Origin of the sequence: Nitrosomonas sp. Is35 (assembly GCF_033063295.1) — a bacterium.
Lineage (GTDB): Bacteria > Pseudomonadota > Gammaproteobacteria > Burkholderiales > Nitrosomonadaceae > Nitrosomonas.
This window is the reverse complement of record NZ_JAWJZH010000001.1, coordinates 102,347-119,102: the sequence shown is the minus strand read 5'-3', so window position 1 is coordinate 119,102 and position 16,756 is coordinate 102,347. Positions and strand designations below refer to the sequence as shown.

The following is a 16,756-nucleotide window of genomic DNA, read 5'->3' as shown; positions in this document are numbered from 1 at the left end:
TTGGATTAATTGGATTTTGTGAAGTAGCCGATGCAGGTTTTCTGTTCAGCGGGTGTCATGAAGCCTTTGTGCTCGTAAAGAACTGGTAAGCCCAATTGCTTCAGCTTATCGCTCCACAGCGGGTTGTAGGGCATCAAAGCGCACGATTTGATGCCTTGCTGATCGAGAAATGCGGCGATGGCCCGAAGATTGTCTTCGGTTGCGGTTATTCCCGGAATCAGCGGAATTCTCGGAATCACGGGTATCCGCGCATCCTTGAGCAAGCGGGAAAAATTATCCAGCATGCGCTTGCTCGAATGTCCGCAATATTGTTGGCTGGCGGCTTCATCCATCAGTTTGATATCGTAATAGATCAAATCCAGCCACGGCAGCATTTCATTTTTGAAACGCCCGTAATCGAAAAACCCGCTGGTTTCTATCGCCGTGTGGATGCCTTCGCGTTTCAAGGCTTGCAGTAGGTTACTGGCGAACCCCATTTGCAACGTCGCTTCGCCACCCGATAGCGTGACACCGCCGCCGCTTGTAGTAAAAATTGGCTTGTCTTGCAGCAAGCGGTACATCAGCTCATCCACCGTGTACCACGTGCCAATGTGCGTGCCATGAATATCGGTTTCGGGCTTGACCGCTCTGCCTTCGGGATTCTGGCACCAAACGCAGGACAGCGGACAGCCCTTCAAAAACACCGTCGTGCGGATGCCGGGGCCGTCTTCGCTGCAATCGCGTTTGATGTCGAAAACCAGCCCCTTTTCGCCGTTCATAAAAAATCCTTCATGGCCGCCTGCACGTTCATGCCAATCGCACCGAACTTGAACATATGCCCGAAATTGCCGGTAATTTGCACCAGATTTTCAATCAATAATTGTGCGACATCCACATTCGGGCGCTCAGCCAATCCCAGGATCGCCCGGGTATCCTTGAACCGGATCACCAGATCGACCTCATTTGGATCACGCTCAATCCGGTCCGCTTCCGCCTCGCTGAGCGCTTCGGTGGTTACGATTGCCGCCGGATTCAGTTGCCGTCCAAGAAGTGTCTGAATATAGAGCGCCTCCGGATTGGGACAAAACTTGATCAGCACATTCATGTCATCTTGCGGTTTGCGCGTGCGAATCAGGATTTTTCCCTGATAGTAGCGGATGCCGCCCGCAACATTGGGATCTTTGATGACGAAATTGTTTTCAAAAAAATGCTGCGCTTTTTTCGCTTGGGACTCACTTAAACCCGGATTGATCAAGAAACCAAAACCAAGCTTGATCATTACGGCCATGCCCGCAGCCAGCATCGTGCCTTCCATGCGATTCAACAATCCGCTCAGCGCGCCGTCCGCTTCGCCCAGCTGGATGCCGGATTTCAGAATATAGTGAATACCGCCGGGTAACGCGGGAATAGTGGCATGCATCGTTATGCCCCTATAGGTTTCATGCTGCTCAACACCGCTCTTCATATCGAAATTGGCGCGATCGATGATTTCTTGCCGCATCAACGGACTCAAGGTGACATAGTAAGCGGAATAACCGGCCACGCGAATCATTAAATCTTTGTACGGCGCCAGCGCTTTTTGCTCGGCTTCTCCGGCACCGGCGCGGCTTGCCGCCGTTGCGGCGGCGTTGGCGGCGATAAAATCCTCGATCGAGGTCACGCACAGCTGCACCAGCACGCCGTTCTGATCCATGAACGTTTTCATATGCGTGGCAAAAAGCTCGGAGTCTTCGTTGAAATACGCTTTGCCGCGCGGCGTCAGACTGAGATTGTAGGTATAGCCGTTTTGTACCGTATCCGGATCAACACTGGCAACCGACAGCATATGATCGAGCAACATGACCGCATCTCCGTTGGCTTTGACGATACCGGGACACGGCGTGATGCCGCTGGCAAACGACGCGTTATTCATCCGGCCATTCGGCGTGGCCCGGCTCAGCATGCCGAAACCGGCATGATTGGTCATGCTCCAGTAACCGGTCAGGTAGCGCCCGCCGCGATGCGTGCGGTACTTGAAAAACACTTCCTGGATCATTTTAGTCAGCAGGCGTGTGTATTTCACCGCCATTGCATTGTTGTAGATACCGCCGGGCGTCTGATCGACCCCGGCGCCATATTTCGGTGCCAGCCGGATCAGGCGCATGCACTCTTGCAGCCGTTCTGGTGCCATCGCCACCGGATGCGTGCCGGAACCGCCCGCCAATTGCCGGATCCGATCCAGCCAGTTTTTGACAAAATTGTGCGCTTCCGTCGCATTGACAGGCGATGGGTTACGGCCGAAATTCGCATCCAATAACGCGATCAGTTCCTGCGCCGACATTTTGCCGCCAAACACCAGCGCGTCGATGACACAGAACGAATCGATCACATCGGCCAATCCGATAATAGCCACTCCGGAAGAGTTATATTTGGCGCCGCCGGAGGACACATCGCGAAATTTGGCGCCGCTTTCTCCCGGTTTGTTTGTAGGGCCGTCGAATAATCCCGACAGCAGCGGTGAAGGCCGGACTTTTTCCAGCGTGCGCCCGAGATAATTGTTGAATTGCACGCAATGCCGCGCCATTTCGTCCAACTGAAAGCGGAAGCTGTCGATGAAATCCTGCATCGATGTCATTGCCGTCAACGGCGGAGAGGTATAGTCCGGTTTACCGTAAAACAAATTGGGATCGTTCTTGCCGATGCCGTCGCTGCGGTGCTTGCCGCCGAACATCGCCAGCTCCAGCACCGCCGGGAGCACCAGCAAGGTGGAACCGGTATGACCGTAATGCTTATGGTCGGCATTCTGTTCGATACAACCAATCGATGCGTAGTCGTACGCATCCGCCAACGCTTCGTCCGCCGTGACATGATCGTGCTTGGCATAATAATTCGCCATACTGCGAATCATCGGCACATCGCCGTGCAGCGCAGGCGTGGCGCGTGTAACCAGATTCACCTGGCAAATGCGTTTCAGATACGGGGAAATCTCATCCGCCGCCAAGGGCGTGCCATCCGGCGCACGATGATGAATATCGCTATGATAACGGGCATGCACGTTCGGATCGCGGATGGACAACATCTCCGTCGCTTTCAGGATGATGTAGGTCATGTCGTTGACCGCATCGACCGTCTGACCATTCTCCCAGCGCGTGCCGCCCACGGTCAGGGCCTGGTTTGAGCCGCTGCCAGCAAACAATACTTCCGCGCTTTCCGGCGACAGCGGCACATGATCGGAGCAGCGCAAAAAGAAGTGGCACATCAATTCAACCGCCCGCTTTGTATACGCCGTTTTCGCCGCTTCATCCGGCTGCGATCGCCAATCGCGCAAGTAAAATTCGTTCAGCGTCTGATCCAATCGTCCCAGCGAGAGGCCAAAATTGGTATTTTCCTGCAACAGCAAGTGGTAACAAATCCAGACGACGGCAATCGCTTCCGCCAGTGTGCTGGCAGGCTGCGCCGGAACCTTGCGGCAAATGGCGGCCAGCTCGTTATTCCCAGCTTTCTCAGCAGCCTCGGCCAAATGACCGGCATAGATTTTGGCGCCTTCGTATACTGCGATGACGCTGCGCGCAAACTCGATTTTTTCCGGCGTATCCGCAACACCACTCGCGATGTCCTGCTGCAACTGCGCAATCAAACCATCAAAACCGAACTTGAGCACCCGGCTGAAATCCGGCGCGGTATGCGACACAGCCGTGGCTTTATCGGACAAATAAAAAGCCACTCGTTCAAACAGTTCCTGGCATTTGGGCGTTTCACCGGCGCTTTTTTTCAGCGGCGGGTCGATGGACGGTTTGCCTTCGCACATTCCGCCGTCGACCTCATCGCGCTGATCGTTCTTGTAATCCGCGGTATCGTAATCGCTATAACGCGCCGCCTCCTGTACCGTACGCCGCTCCAGCCAAAAAGGGAAAATCTCCTCGTTCAGCCGCTTGGCCACTTCCGGTTTGATCTTGAACGGATTTTGTGGTCGTTTCGCCAGCGTTTCCAGCTCGGGCCAAATGCAATAGCCGCTCATATCCATATACACAACCGGCCCGACAAAACTGGTGGTGGTTTGCCCCGGCAGCAGATCGGTGCCGCGCACCATCGGCGTTTTGCGGCTGAATACATGTTTCAACGCCTGCGCGCGGCGCGTCACCGGCGGCAGCGCCGCATGATCGGGCTGGCGCAGAAAATCAGTTAACAAACGCGGCAATTCATCGCAAACCTCCGGTATCCATTCCGGATCGAACAGCTGATTGCGCCACGCTTGCACCACCGGAAAATCGCTGAGCTTGATATCGCTCAACGCAAGATCACGCAATGTCTTGATCTTATCGGGTGTGGTATTGGGAATAGGAAAAATAGCGATATTGCCGAGTGCGGAAGTATCGGCCGTTCCATGTTCCAGATCGATCCGGATGCCGCCTCGATTGTGCCTGTCATTACTCATGATTCCATCCTCCGCGTTGATTAACTCAATGTATCCAATCCTATCGCCAGCCTGTGATACTGCCATGCGTCATCGAGCAGCAAAAAATAGCCAAACAGCTGATATCGATACTCGGCAGGATCGACGGACGAATGGAATGGCTTATCCAATGCCGTGGAATAAATCAATTGCCCCAGATAAAGGCCATCGGCGATCTCAACAATTTCATCGAGACAAAAACCGATCGGAACCGGCCCGCCGATCATTGGAAAGCGGTAGTGAAACTGAAATACCTTTTTCTTTTTTCCGCCGCCATTATTCATCGGCAAAATCGATTCCCGGTCGTCCACACCGAGAAAAATGTAGCCTTGCCGCGCAAACGGCGACGGCCCAGCCGCCGATGCGGCTTGCAGTACTGCATCCGGAATCCGGTAATTCATATCGATAATCCGCATCAGCGGATCCGCCGCAATGACACGTTTGTCCTGAATGTTGTGGCCATCCACCCAATGCGCAGCCGCCTCATTTTCCCAAAATGCCTTGTCTTCACCGGACATACCGCGATCCCAAGCGCCGCTTTTCAAATGCTGGGCATACACACCTTCCGCACCCCAAAAGTGCGCTTTATTTTTTTCCACCAGCGTGTAATGCGGGGCGCTGGCAAGATGTGTTTTCAACGCATGCACACGCTCGGGATAGCGCTCGGCCAGATCATCGCTTTCGTCGAGCAACATGCTTAGTTTCCGCCCGGATATTTTTTCGTAGGACTTTCCCGCCCACGGAAAAATATACTTGCCGATACTGTGCCAAATCAGGTTGAGCACGTTGGGTGTACTGTGTCCCAGCGCCAGATCGCTTGCAAGACGGCCGGGGAAAAGATATTCATCGTCCGGCTTGGCGTTGGGATCAGGACAGAAGGTTTCAGCAAAGCCGCAATGCAGGTTGAGCGTTGCGCCGTGGTAATAATCGAAACCGGCCGTGCGTGTTGTTTCACCGTACCAATCCGCCGTTTCATCGCTGTCGATGCGGATGTTGTAGCCACGCGCGCCGTGTCCCTGAAATAAGCCATTTTCCACCGTTGGTGCAACGCCCCGGCGGAACAGGCGATTGAGTTTCTCGAAATGTTTCAGATTATCTTGCGGATTGCTCTGCGCGGAAATTTCAGCACTGACGCGTTGCAGCATTTGCAAAATCGACTCGCCTTCACGCAGCAATTGGGTCACATCACCATCTTCCGCGCCTTTGGGCGACTCTTCCAGAATGAAAGTAGTGAATTTATGCTTGAGCGCTTCATTCTGTTTCCAGCCATCAACCCAATCGGTGATTTCCGGCCAGTGCTGCACTCCCGCTGCGGCGGCTTTCTCACCCTCAGACGCACACGCAATGGATGCCGTCTGCGCATATCCCAGCTCGTTAAAGCCGATTTCGCCTGAGCGCGGGCGCAATTGCGGAAATGCATCGTCCGCATAAAATGCCTTGGCATAGGCTGGATCGACCATCAGAAAAAACCCGTTGTTCTGATAACCGTATGGATCCTTTTCTTCCACCCAGCCCATGGGAAAAATTCGTTTGATATTGTCGATCATCGAGCAGTATGGGTAGTGATCGCCGATCGATACGACATGGCCATTTGGCAAGACCAAGGCTCCCAAACTGTAATGCTGCGTGGCGAACACCAATTGACCCAAATAAATACCGTCGTCGATGCGAACGATTTCATCGATCAAGCGCGTCATGGGGTACACCGGACCGAGGTCAGGCCAGCGGTAATTGAGCTGGTACACAGCTTTACCATTCATTTCCGGAACCACGGAAGTGCCCATATTGCAAAGAAAATAGCCGCCGGTTTTACTGTACGGAATGGCTTTCTCCTTAGCCAGATTTTCCGTCAGCAGCTGGCAGTCAAATCCGCGCACATCGGGACGCATCGGCCGGTCTTTCAACTTCCATAATTGCGTCAGCGCGGGCAATCCGATCGCTTGCAGCGCATTGGGATCGGGCGGTTCACGGAAAAAATTGCGTCCGATGCGCACAGTGGCCGGATCATAACCGCTCATTGTTTTTGCATCGTTGCGGGTTTTTGCCGCCACCGTTTCGCGCGATACCGGCTCAAAGGTTTTTCCCATCCACAAACCGGTGTCGGCATACGTTGCATTCCAGGCGGTGGCCATCCATTCGATGGTGGCCATCATGGATCTTTCCTTGCCGATCAACTGGGCCGATTCCTTGAAATAATCGCTGTCGCGAATGGAAACGGGAATACCGATCATCGGTCCGCTGATAACTTCCGCACTGCCGCACTTAAATAAAGTATCGAGCTTTTTATGGATTTCCGGCCAGCGCTGACGCTGATGGTTATCCGCCAGGATGCGCTGGTACTCAGCCAGCAGCACGAAGAAACTGCCGTGATACTCGTTTTTCAGAATATCGCTTAATGCCTGAGCCAGTGATTGCTGTTCATCACTGGAACCCGTTGTGAAATTGCTACTGTTCAGAAAAGCTGTCATGGATCTTCCCCTTACTATTTGCTAGTTAAGTGAGACTGAACGGCATGCATCTACATTGACAACAAACTCATCAAACTACAATTTCATCTTACCAATCTTTGCAAAAACTTTTGTGATTATGCAAATGAACATTGATCATTATCAACAAATCCTAAGTGTTTTGTCGATAGCAATGATCTTTTTCATTGCTTTCCAAGGCTTTTCTGTTTTTTTTCCAGTCAAATAAGAAGTCTTTTTACCTTATTCTATTTTGATATATCATCACCCCTATCAGGGGATAGAAGAGTTGTTTAAAATCTGAAAATGGACAAAGACTTTTTAGAAAACCGGGAAAGGATGAGCATGCGGAATATACCGATCGACCGCGCTACGGCCATGTTGTCAGTTATTAGAGAGTTTCAACATCTGCCGCCCAAGGACATTGAAATGGTCGCAGCAGCTTGCCAATGGCACCGCTATGACGAAGGAAATGAAATCGTGCGCTATCACGATCACACCAATAGCGCATTTTTCATTGTCCAGGGTGAAATCCGCGTGATGTATCACAGCCTGTCCGGGCAGGAAGTGATCCTGTGCGATTTGCCCACCGGCGAAATGTTTGGCGAGCTGACGGCCATCGACGGCCACCCCCGCTCCGCCACGGCCATCGCCAGAACCAGCACATTGCTGGCATCGATGCCGGCGCTGGATTTCAAAGATCTGGTGTATTCCAACCGGCTGATCGCGGAAACCATATTGAAACGTTTGACCGGACAGGTCCGCCGCCTGACCGAACGTGTGTACGATTACAGCACATTGGCGGTACGTAACCGCATTCAATCGGAATTGCTGCGCCTGGCAAGAAATCACATGACTTCAACGAATGTTGCAGTCATCTCACCGTCGCCGACACAAACCGAAATCGCCAATTTGGTCAGCACTCACCGTGAAGCGGTTTCGCGTGAACTGAACAATCTCGTCAGAAGCAACCTCATCCTGCGCCAAGGACATGATTTACATGTGCTCGATATCGCCAAGCTGACTCAAATGGTCAATGAGGCTCGCGGCAGTTTCTAACTGCCTGCACTGTTGTAACATTCCCGGCGTACGATGCCCGATTATTTGTTAAGTTTTGCTTAAATGTGGCAAACTTCGCAGTTGAACTTATTACGGGTAATTTAATTCGTGTCTCCCTACGAGCTTTTCATTGGATTGCGCTATACGCGCGCCAAAAAACGCAACCATTTCATCTCGTTTATTTCACTGATTTCCCTGATGGGCATTACATTGGGAATGACGGCGCTGATCACCGTCATGTCGGTCATGAACGGCTTTCAGAAAGAAGTGCGCACACGCATTCTGGGTGTCGCGTCGCATGTGCAGATCGGCAGTCCGTATGGCAATTTGAGCCACTGGCAGCAAATCGCGCAAGAAGCAGCAAAACATCCTGCCGTCGAAGCCGCCGCGCCGTATGTCAGCGCACAGGGCATGCTGTCGCATAACCAAGTGGTTCAAGGCGTGATCGTGCGCGGCATTTTGCCTTCGATGGAAGATAAGGTGGCTGATTTCTCCGATTCGATGATCAGCGGCGCACTGGACAATCTGGCGCCGGGAGAATTTGGCATCGTCATCGGCATGGAACTGGCACGCATGATGGGGACATTCGTCGGCGACAAAATTGTTTTGATTTCCCCGCAAGGCCAAGTCACCCCCGCAGGCATTTTACCCAGGCTGAAGCAATTCACCGTCGTCGGTATCTTCGATGTGGGGCATTTTGAATACGATTCAGGTCTGGTCTTGATTCATATGTTCGATGCGCAAAAGCTGTATCGCATGGAAAACGACAATGTATCCGGCGTGCGTTTAAAACTGACCGACCTATTTCTAGCGCCCAAAGTCGTGCAAGAACTGCCCGCGCTGCTGAGCGTCGACAGTCATATCAGCGACTGGACCAAACAACACGCCAATTACTTCCGCGCCATCCAGATCGAGAAACGCATGCTGTCGCTGATTCTGGCGTTGATCATCGCGGTTGCGGCGTTCAATATCGTCTCGACCTTGGTGATGGCCGTGACCGATAAAGAATCCGATATCGCGATTCTGCGCACACTCGGCGCCAGCCCGCGCAGCATCATGAAAATTTTCATCGTGCAGGGAACGTTCATCGGCGTTTTCGGCACGATACTCGGCGTGACCGGCGGCATGCTGCTGGCCTACAATGTCGGTGAAGTGGTGTCATTCATTGAGAGCCTATTCAACGTGCAATTCCTGTCGCGCGAAATTTATTACATCAGCAAGATCCCAACCGATCCGCAAATGGCGGATATCACCACCGTTGCTACAACGTCGTTTATCTTGAGTTTGCTGGCCACGATTTACCCCAGCTACCGCGCGTCCAAAGTAAACCCGGCGGAGGCATTGCGCTATGAATGATGTGGTCATCTCCTGCCGCAACCTGGTTAAGCAGTTTTCGCAAGGCGATCTGGCGGTACCGGTACTGAAAGGTGTCAACCTGGATCTGCACAAGGGCGAGATGCTGGCCATCGTCGGCGCGTCCGGCTCGGGTAAAAGCACGCTGTTGCATGTGCTCGGTGGATTGGATGCGCCGAGTAGCGGCGATATCCGGATTCTCGGGCAAGACATCGCCCACATTGGCGAAGAACAACGCTGCCGCCTGCGTAACGGTTCGCTCGGCTTCATTTATCAGTTTCATCATTTGCTGCCGGAATTCAGCGCACTGGAAAATGTCGCCATGCCGCTGCTGATCCGCCGCCTGCCGAACAAAGAAGCGTATGACCGCGCCGCCGATATGCTGAAACTGGTCGGCTTGAGCCATCGTCTGACACACACTCCCGGTGAGTTGTCCGGCGGTGAACGCCAGCGTGCCGCCGTAGCACGCGCGTTGGTGACGCAACCGGCTTGTATTCTGGCGGATGAACCGACCGGCAATTTGGATCGGCAGACGGCTGAACACGTATTTGATCTGATGCTGGAGCTGAATCATAAAATCAACGCCAGTCTGGTCATCGTCACGCACGACACGCGCCTGGCCAATCGCGCTCAGCGCATCCAGCAATTGATCGACGGCGTTTTATGCGACCTGCCCGATGCATCATAATCACGTAAAAAAACCCATGATTTTCGATTTATTTTTATAACCGGCTTATGCGTACATTATTTACGTACATTATGGTTTTCCCCCAGCGTAGTGCCTTTGTGCTCGTTGCGCTGTTGATCGCCGGTATTGCCGAAGGACTGAGCCTGACTGCATTATTGCCTTTAATATCGATCGCCGTCGGCGATAGTGGATCGAACGATTCCGGCATCGGTAAGTTCATGGAAAAAGCGCTGCAAGATATCGGCATCAATCCGACGCTGGATACCATTCTGATCATCATCGTCGGTGGCATGTTTTTCAAGGGATTGGTGCTGCTGCTGGCCAATCGCCAGGTCGGTTATACCGTTGCGCATGTCGCTACCGCATTGCGCCTGGATCTGATCGAAGCCTTACTGGCCAGCCGCTGGCAATATTATCTGCGCCAGCCGGTTGGTTCGCTCGCCAATTCCATCGCTTCGGAAGCTTACCGCGCCGCGAACGGTTTCGAACACAGCGTCAATGTGCTGTCACTCATGGTGCAGGTGCTGGTGTACGCCGTCGTCGCACTGTTCATTTCATGGGAAGCGACGCTTGCCTCGCTGATTATCGGTTCCTTCCTGTTGTTTGTGCTCAACAGCTTGGTCAGCGCCACGCGCCGCGCCGGTACGAAGCAGACCCATTTGTTGCGCGATTTGCTCGCCTACCTGTCGGATGTGCTGAGTTCGGTAAAATCACTTAAAGCGATGGCGCGCGATAACGTGGCCGACGCCATTTTGCGCGAACAAACGCAGCAACTGGAAAAAGCCACTCGCCGCGAGGTAATGAACCGGGAAGCGTTAAACGCGCTGCAAGAGCCTATTCTGGCCGCTTTGACTGCCAGCGGCTTGTATCTTGCCCTGGTGGTATGGGAGTTGTCGCTGCCGGAAGTCATGCTGATGGTATTTTTGCTGACGCGTATTCTGGGCTTGTTGAACAAAACACAGCGTCGGCACCAGCAACTGGCGGCGCAAGAAAGCGCCTACTGGGCATTGCGCAAAGCCGCCGAGGGCGCGCGCGCAGCCGCCGAGAGAGCGACCGGAACACTGCAACCCACGCTGCAAAAAGGTGTAACGCTGCACCACGTGCGCTTCAACTATGATCGCAAAGTAATATTCCGGGATTTGAACATCGAAATACCGGTCAATACGTTCACCGCCGTCATGGGACCTTCCGGCACCGGCAAAAGTACACTGCTGGATTTACTGTGCGGCTTGACCGAACCGCAATCCGGCGAAGTCCAGATCGATGGAATCCCGCTGCATGACATCAACCTGCGCCAATGGCGCCACATGATCGGTTACGTCTCGCAAGACACTATTTTGTTGCACGACACCATCCTGAATAACATTCTGGTCGGCGAACCCACGCTCACCGCCGACGATGCCGAGCGTGCACTACGCCAGGCCGGTGCCTGGGATTTTGTCAGTGTGCTGCCGGATGGCATGTTGACCGTAGTCGGTGAACGCGGCGGATTGCTCTCCGGTGGTCAACGCCAGCGGATTGCAATTGCCCGGGCGCTGGCGCATAGCCCATCATTCCTGATTCTGGACGAACCCACCAGCGCGCTCGATCCGGAAAGCGAACGCACCATCTGCGAAACACTGCAAAATTTAGCCAAGGATTTAACGATCATCGCGGTCTCACACCAACCGGCCGTCATCAACGCCGCCGACCGCGTGTTCATGCTCTCCAACGGTGAAGCGGAAGCGTTGTCGCAGGAAGCGCACGGGTAACCAGACTCCGCGGTCTTCACACGATACGCTAGGAAAGCTCTGAAATGGCCGATAGCTTATGCTGCAATTCCTGTAGCTCGGGTAAGCGCCGCTTGTAGCCGGTTTCTTCGATCAGCCTGGCTGCTTCTGCCACATGCTGTTGCAATGAAATCCCTTCCGGCTCACCTTTTTCCAAGGGAACTCGAGGAGGACTCTCTCGCTCCGCAATCAGCAACCGCGCCATTTCCAGATGATAATCGGTCAAATGCAGCCGCATGCCGCTCGGTTCGGCGATATCGTACACTTCCTGCAAATCCTGACGGGCTCGGGCGAAATCGTGATTGGGGTTGCGGGCATCGCGATATAGGGCGGCGCGAGCGAGTAGGCCAAGGGGTAAACATCCTGCTGCCCTGCTTTACGCAAACCAACCACGGTACAATCCAACCAAAAAGCAGCTTGGGGAAAATTTCCTTGCTGAAAATTCGCACGACCAAGACTAAGCTGATCAAGAGCAATATCAAGCAGCCCCATCCCATCCTTAGCATCTGGATGTTGGGATAACTCCAAAGCATATTGCGCTCGCTCCAATACTTCAACCATCTTATTCTGTGCTAGCAACAAATCGCAGTAATAAAACCCCCAGAGCGAATATAAATGTGGATACTCTGGCTGCAACTCTCGTTGGAGTTGCTCTGCTTTTTTGAATAATTCAAGTGCCAATACCGCCTGCCCGGCTTGATGTAGAATGTATGCACAAGCAGCACGCCTGGATATGCGGTAGAAATAATTCTTAGATTGATCAGCAAAATTTATGCTACGTTGACTGTCAAGAATTGCAGCTGCAATATTTCCAAGAGTGAGATGCAGATTGCTTAAAGAAAATGCACCATTAGCAGCACTGTTCCAGTCTTCTTGCTTTACTGCCATATCCACTGATACTTGTAATGGCTCTAGTGCTTCATGTAGCCTTCCCAAAGCACGCAAATTAAAACCAACCCAATTCAATACAGCTGCTTGCCAGAACACCGCTATGTCAGTAGTTGGCGTATGCCATGGTATGGTGAAATAGTGCGCCATAGCAGCCAGATCATCGCTGAAAGCACCAAGTCTAGTACAAACAAAGTTATCATTTCTACGATTGATGCGAAGCCAATGAATTTCTTCCAATGTATTTTGATGCAATCCTGCCGCATAGCCATGTGCCACCGCACTAAACAATGGTTGCATTTCTTCCAATGTATCGGGGAATTCCTTTTCAGGTAACGCTTTGTAATATTCGTACAGCCGGGTATGCGCCTGCCGCCAGGCATCGGGTTGCTTTTCCCGCAACTGTTTTCCAAAGTACACTCGAATCAACGGATGGCAGTCGAGCAAATCGGCACGATTTTCGTGCATGGATAGCAAGCGGTGCTTTTCTCGCAGGTCACGAATGGCGACTTTCCAGGCTTTTTCGTTGATGTTTGTCGTCAAATCCGGAATTTGTGACTGCCACAGCACTTGCAGCACTTCAATTTCAATCGGATGATCGAACAGTCCAAGCAGCTGTAACAACTTAAGTTCTGGCGTGCCATTTAGCCAATGGCTATAAGCCTGCATCACTTTGAATGCATGCCGCTCCAAATCATCGTTATCACCAATCAACTCAGTCAATGTGTCACGTTTGCGCACATCGTTATCCAGATAGGTATGTAGTGCGTTGCCGAGCAAGTGAAGCGCAAGCGCATGGCAGCCGTACTCCCTCACCGCTTTTTCCAGTTCTTTGCCGTTGCCCTGCACACCCAGTGATTGCAGCAACTTTACGCCATCGGCAACAGCAAGGTTTTGTAAATCGTGAACTTTAACGTGAGTACGATTGTTCAGTTCATGCACAGCAACGCGTGTAGTAATAATGCACAGGCCGTTGTTGTATCCGGCGAGGCTCATTAGCAATCGCCGCATTGCCCGGTCCTTGAGTTCGTTACGCATGCCTTTACCCGCATGCTGCAGCGGTTCGAGTCCATCCAGTACTAACACGCAACGTTGCTGCCGCAGCAAATCGGCGAGGTGTTCGCCCTTATCTTCTTCAGTAGCAAACGAAGACAAAGAGCGGGTTAAACCGAGCTTATCAAACACATGACTGAAAAACGGTGATGCTGAAACCTGCTTGTCTTCGCTCGATCCTTGCGAATAAAACGACCAGGCAATCAACGCCTCGATGTTATCCGTATGATCCAGCCAATGCCGCAGCAGCTTGGTCTTACCCGTCCCGCCGGGTGCAATAAACTGGATAATATTCGTACCGTTGCCTGCCCAGGCTTCGTCGAGCAGTTTCAGCTCGGCTTCGCGCCCGAAAAATTCTCCTATGACATTTGGAAGGCGATCAGAGTAGATTGGAGTTGATGCTGTCTGAATATTACTGGGCGGCAAGTGCAATTTACTTTTGGGATTAGGTTTAACTACTAGCGGTTGCCCAGTCAGGTAACGGCACATCATTTCGTAGTTACCACTATGGCTCAGATCGTAATGCGTAAATGCTCTCAACGGCTTAGGAATAAATGCAGCATCAGTTACTTTGAAAATAACCGGCACAAACTTACGGTTCAGACTATCGTTATCGTAGATATCCTGATATGTCAGCAAAGACTCCCATTTAACACCTTTGCCCGTGCCCGGTTTTTCTTGACGTTTTACACGGTTCAGATAAGTTTCAGTACAAATGACGAGGACATAAGTGGAGTCTTCTAGCATTCTCTCCATCCACAAAGGCCAACCTTCGGGTGGTGAACCGTTGATGTATTGATCAATCTCACAATCAACATCGTTCTCGCTGTTGTTGAGGCGGTCAGCAAGTTCCAACACCTGCTGACGATGATCATCTGAATCGTGGCTGTAGCTGATGAAAACTTTAGGCATAAATATTCTTCGTACCGGCACTCAAAAAAACAATAATACCGCTTATCCGCCGTATTGGCAGTTTCTCAAATCCACGCAATCACGCCATACCATGAAAACAAAAACGGCGAACGAAGCATATGCTTCCAATTCGCCGTTTGCTGGAAGTGACATCGACTTCCAGTTTTTCCAAAGCGCTAGAAACCATCCCCGGAGCCGGGTTTGAATTTCCAGCTGTATGCTTATTTTGCTTTTTTCAGTTCATCGCATTTAGCGATAAAGGCTTCGCGTGCAGCTTCGTCGTTCTTGAATGCTGTCAGCGATGATTCCATTCCTCTTCCTGAACAATTTTCCGAACTTGCTTCGGGAACTCCGCCGCAACCGATCAGGGCGATACTCAGGCCAATAATACAAACGATGCTAAATTTAAAATTCATTTACAGTCTTCCTCTAAAAATCTAAAAATACACTATGGCTTGATGGTTATATCCGATTTCTCAATCGTTTGGCGTTGGCCCTGCCACACGAACCTAACAGTGCAATTCTACCTGAATTCTCATGGTCTTAGTATTTCTCCGTGTCCATTTCAGGCAAAACGGAACAAAAGAAGGTATTATTTTCATCCTCGCTAGACCGCTTTTATACAACCCGTCCGAAGGCATAAGCACAAGTTCAAGGCAGTTTCCCGGAGATTATTCGCATGTCGTGGAGCTTAACGAATTGGCACCGTAACCGGATCCTTCAGCACGAGGGCATTGCCGATACCGTCTGGCAAAAATTGATTCATCTGCGTTGCCTGAAGGGACTCAGTCTTGAAGAGCTCTTGCGCTTGCGCGAGTGCGCCACGTTATTTCTGCACGATAAGAAATTTTACGGTGCGCATGAATTGGAAATCACCGACGAAATGCGCGCCACGATTGCGTTGCAGGCGTGCATTCTGATTCTCAATCTGGACTTGGATTACTACCGCAACTGGAGCCAGATTATCGTGTATCCCGGCGAATTCATGCTGGATTACGATTACGAGGATGAGTTCGGCATCGTGCACCATGTGCAGCACGCGGCGTCAGGCGAGGCTTGGTCTGACGGGCCGGTGATTCTTTCCTGGCAAGATGCCGCGGAACCGGCTTCGCACGTGGGGGAAAACGTGGTGATCCATGAATTCGCGCACAAGATCGATATGCTGTACGAGGGCCCCAACGGTTGCCCGGAATTGCACGCCAACATGAGCGCGTATACCTGGCATGAGGTATTCAGCGCGGCCTACAAGAAATTCTGCCGCCAGGTTGACCGGCAGCAGGAAACCGTCATCGATCCGTACGCGGCGGAAAGTCCGGCGGAGTTTTTCGCGGTGCTGAGCGAAGTGTTTTTTGAACTGCCGCTCGTGACGCAGGAACATTTTCCTTCCGTTTACGAGCAGCTCGCGCTGTTTTACCGCCAGGATCCGGTCAAACGTTGGCGTTGATGCAGCGCGTTCATTTCATCGGTATCGATGCGTATTGATCCACGGCGGCAAGGTCAATTTCCGCGTAGGCATGGACAACGACATCGGCTTTTCGCAATTTTTCCGGATCGTAGGTCGTGGTGATCGCGATGCAGCACATCCCGGCGCTTTTTGCCGCATCAATCCCATGCGGCGCATCTTCGATGACGACACAATTTTCCGGCGCGGAGCCAAGCTGCTGCGCGGCGTACAAAAAAATATCCGGATTCGGTTTGGAGCGGTAGCCGACTTTGTCGAGCGTATAGATTCTGTTTTCAAACAACGCCGAAAGATTGAGGTGCCGATCGACCAGTTTCAGCAGTTCCTGATCCATCGCCGTTGCGACGCAGGTTTTGTAGCGGCTGCGCACGGACTCGTAGAATGGCAGGAAGCCTTCGATAAAAACCGTTTCATGGATAAAAAGATTGCGCACGATATCCGCGCGCTCATGCGCCAAAGCTTCGGTATCACCCTCAAAATGATACGCTTGCTTCATGACTTCCACGCCTTCGGCCAGCGTACGCCCGGTGAGCAAAGGTTTGATCCGTTCCCGGTCATAAACAAAGCCCCGGCGTTGCAAAAAAATTGCCTGTCCCTTGTCCCAGATCGTTTCGGTATCAATGACAATGCCTTCCGCATCGAAAATGATGGTATCAATCATGGCATCGTTCTCACATTACAATCGTTCATGCAGCG

At 52.1% G+C, this 16,756-nt stretch carries 12 protein-coding genes; 5 read left to right on the top strand and 7 right to left on the bottom strand.

Going from position 1 to position 16,756, the window contains the following annotated elements:
- Positions 1 to 5 precede the first annotated feature (5 nt).
- The 3 genes from R2083_RS00545 to R2083_RS00535 are packed head-to-tail and all read right to left on the bottom strand — an operon-like array spanning position 6 to position 6,879.
- The gene (locus R2083_RS00545; protein WP_317537158.1) at positions 6 to 758 is read right to left on the bottom strand and encodes a radical SAM protein; all 753 of its coding nucleotides are present in this window, start codon (positions 756 to 758) and stop codon (positions 6 to 8) included.
- A complete protein-coding gene (locus R2083_RS00540; protein WP_317537157.1) occupies positions 755 to 4,393 on the bottom strand; it encodes a pyruvate formate lyase family protein in 3,639 nt (1,212 codons plus the stop codon). Before R2083_RS00540 ends, R2083_RS00545 begins: the two co-directional genes overlap by 4 nt.
- 20 nt (positions 4,394 to 4,413) lie before the next feature.
- Positions 4,414 to 6,879: a hypothetical protein gene (locus R2083_RS00535; protein WP_317537156.1), complete on the bottom strand. Its 2,466-nt coding sequence runs from the start codon at positions 6,877 to 6,879 to the stop codon at positions 4,414 to 4,416.
- Positions 6,880 to 7,221: 342 nt separating this feature from the next.
- Here R2083_RS00535 and R2083_RS00530 point away from each other — a divergent pair, with 342 nt between their 5' ends.
- From R2083_RS00530 to R2083_RS00515, 4 genes are all read left to right on the top strand, one after another.
- The gene (locus R2083_RS00530) at positions 7,222 to 7,935 is read left to right on the top strand and encodes a Crp/Fnr family transcriptional regulator (protein WP_317529639.1); all 714 of its coding nucleotides are present in this window, start codon (positions 7,222 to 7,224) and stop codon (positions 7,933 to 7,935) included.
- Between the two features lie 108 nt (positions 7,936 to 8,043).
- Positions 8,044 to 9,291, top strand: a complete 1,248-nt coding sequence (locus R2083_RS00525; RefSeq protein WP_317529638.1) for a lipoprotein-releasing ABC transporter permease subunit — start codon at positions 8,044 to 8,046, stop codon at positions 9,289 to 9,291.
- Complete coding sequence (lolD, locus tag R2083_RS00520) at positions 9,284 to 9,976, top strand: lipoprotein-releasing ABC transporter ATP-binding protein LolD (RefSeq protein ID WP_317529637.1); 693 nt, start codon at positions 9,284 to 9,286, stop codon at positions 9,974 to 9,976. Before R2083_RS00525 ends, lolD begins: the two co-directional genes overlap by 8 nt.
- A gap of 47 nt (positions 9,977 to 10,023) precedes the next feature.
- Positions 10,024 to 11,727: an ABC transporter ATP-binding protein gene (locus tag R2083_RS00515; RefSeq protein ID WP_317537155.1), complete on the top strand. Its 1,704-nt coding sequence runs from the start codon at positions 10,024 to 10,026 to the stop codon at positions 11,725 to 11,727.
- A gap of 28 nt (positions 11,728 to 11,755) precedes the next feature.
- On the opposite strand, the gene R2083_RS00510 is transcribed toward R2083_RS00515, so the two are convergent.
- The 3 genes from R2083_RS00510 to R2083_RS00500 form a co-directional block, all read right to left on the bottom strand.
- Entirely contained in the window at positions 11,756 to 12,010 is a 255-nt protein-coding gene (locus tag R2083_RS00510) for a hypothetical protein (protein WP_317537154.1), read from the bottom strand.
- A complete protein-coding gene (locus R2083_RS00505; protein ID WP_317537153.1) occupies positions 11,968 to 14,598 on the bottom strand; it encodes an SEFIR domain-containing protein in 2,631 nt (876 codons plus the stop codon). The genes R2083_RS00510 and R2083_RS00505 overlap by 43 nt, the downstream gene beginning before the upstream one ends.
- Before the next feature lie 221 nt (positions 14,599 to 14,819).
- A complete protein-coding gene (locus tag R2083_RS00500) occupies positions 14,820 to 15,014 on the bottom strand; it encodes an entry exclusion lipoprotein TrbK (protein WP_108698101.1) in 195 nt (64 codons plus the stop codon).
- 263 nt (positions 15,015 to 15,277) lie between these two features.
- Between R2083_RS00500 and R2083_RS00495 the strand changes: the two genes are divergently transcribed.
- Positions 15,278 to 16,042, top strand: coding sequence for a zinc-dependent peptidase (locus tag R2083_RS00495; RefSeq protein WP_317537152.1), 765 nt, complete (start codon positions 15,278 to 15,280; stop codon positions 16,040 to 16,042).
- 10 nt (positions 16,043 to 16,052) lie between these two features.
- Here the strand turns inward: R2083_RS00495 and R2083_RS00490 are convergent, their stop codons facing one another.
- The gene (locus tag R2083_RS00490; protein ID WP_317537151.1) at positions 16,053 to 16,721 is read right to left on the bottom strand and encodes an HAD family phosphatase; all 669 of its coding nucleotides are present in this window, start codon (positions 16,719 to 16,721) and stop codon (positions 16,053 to 16,055) included.
- Positions 16,722 to 16,756: the final 35 nt, after the last annotated feature.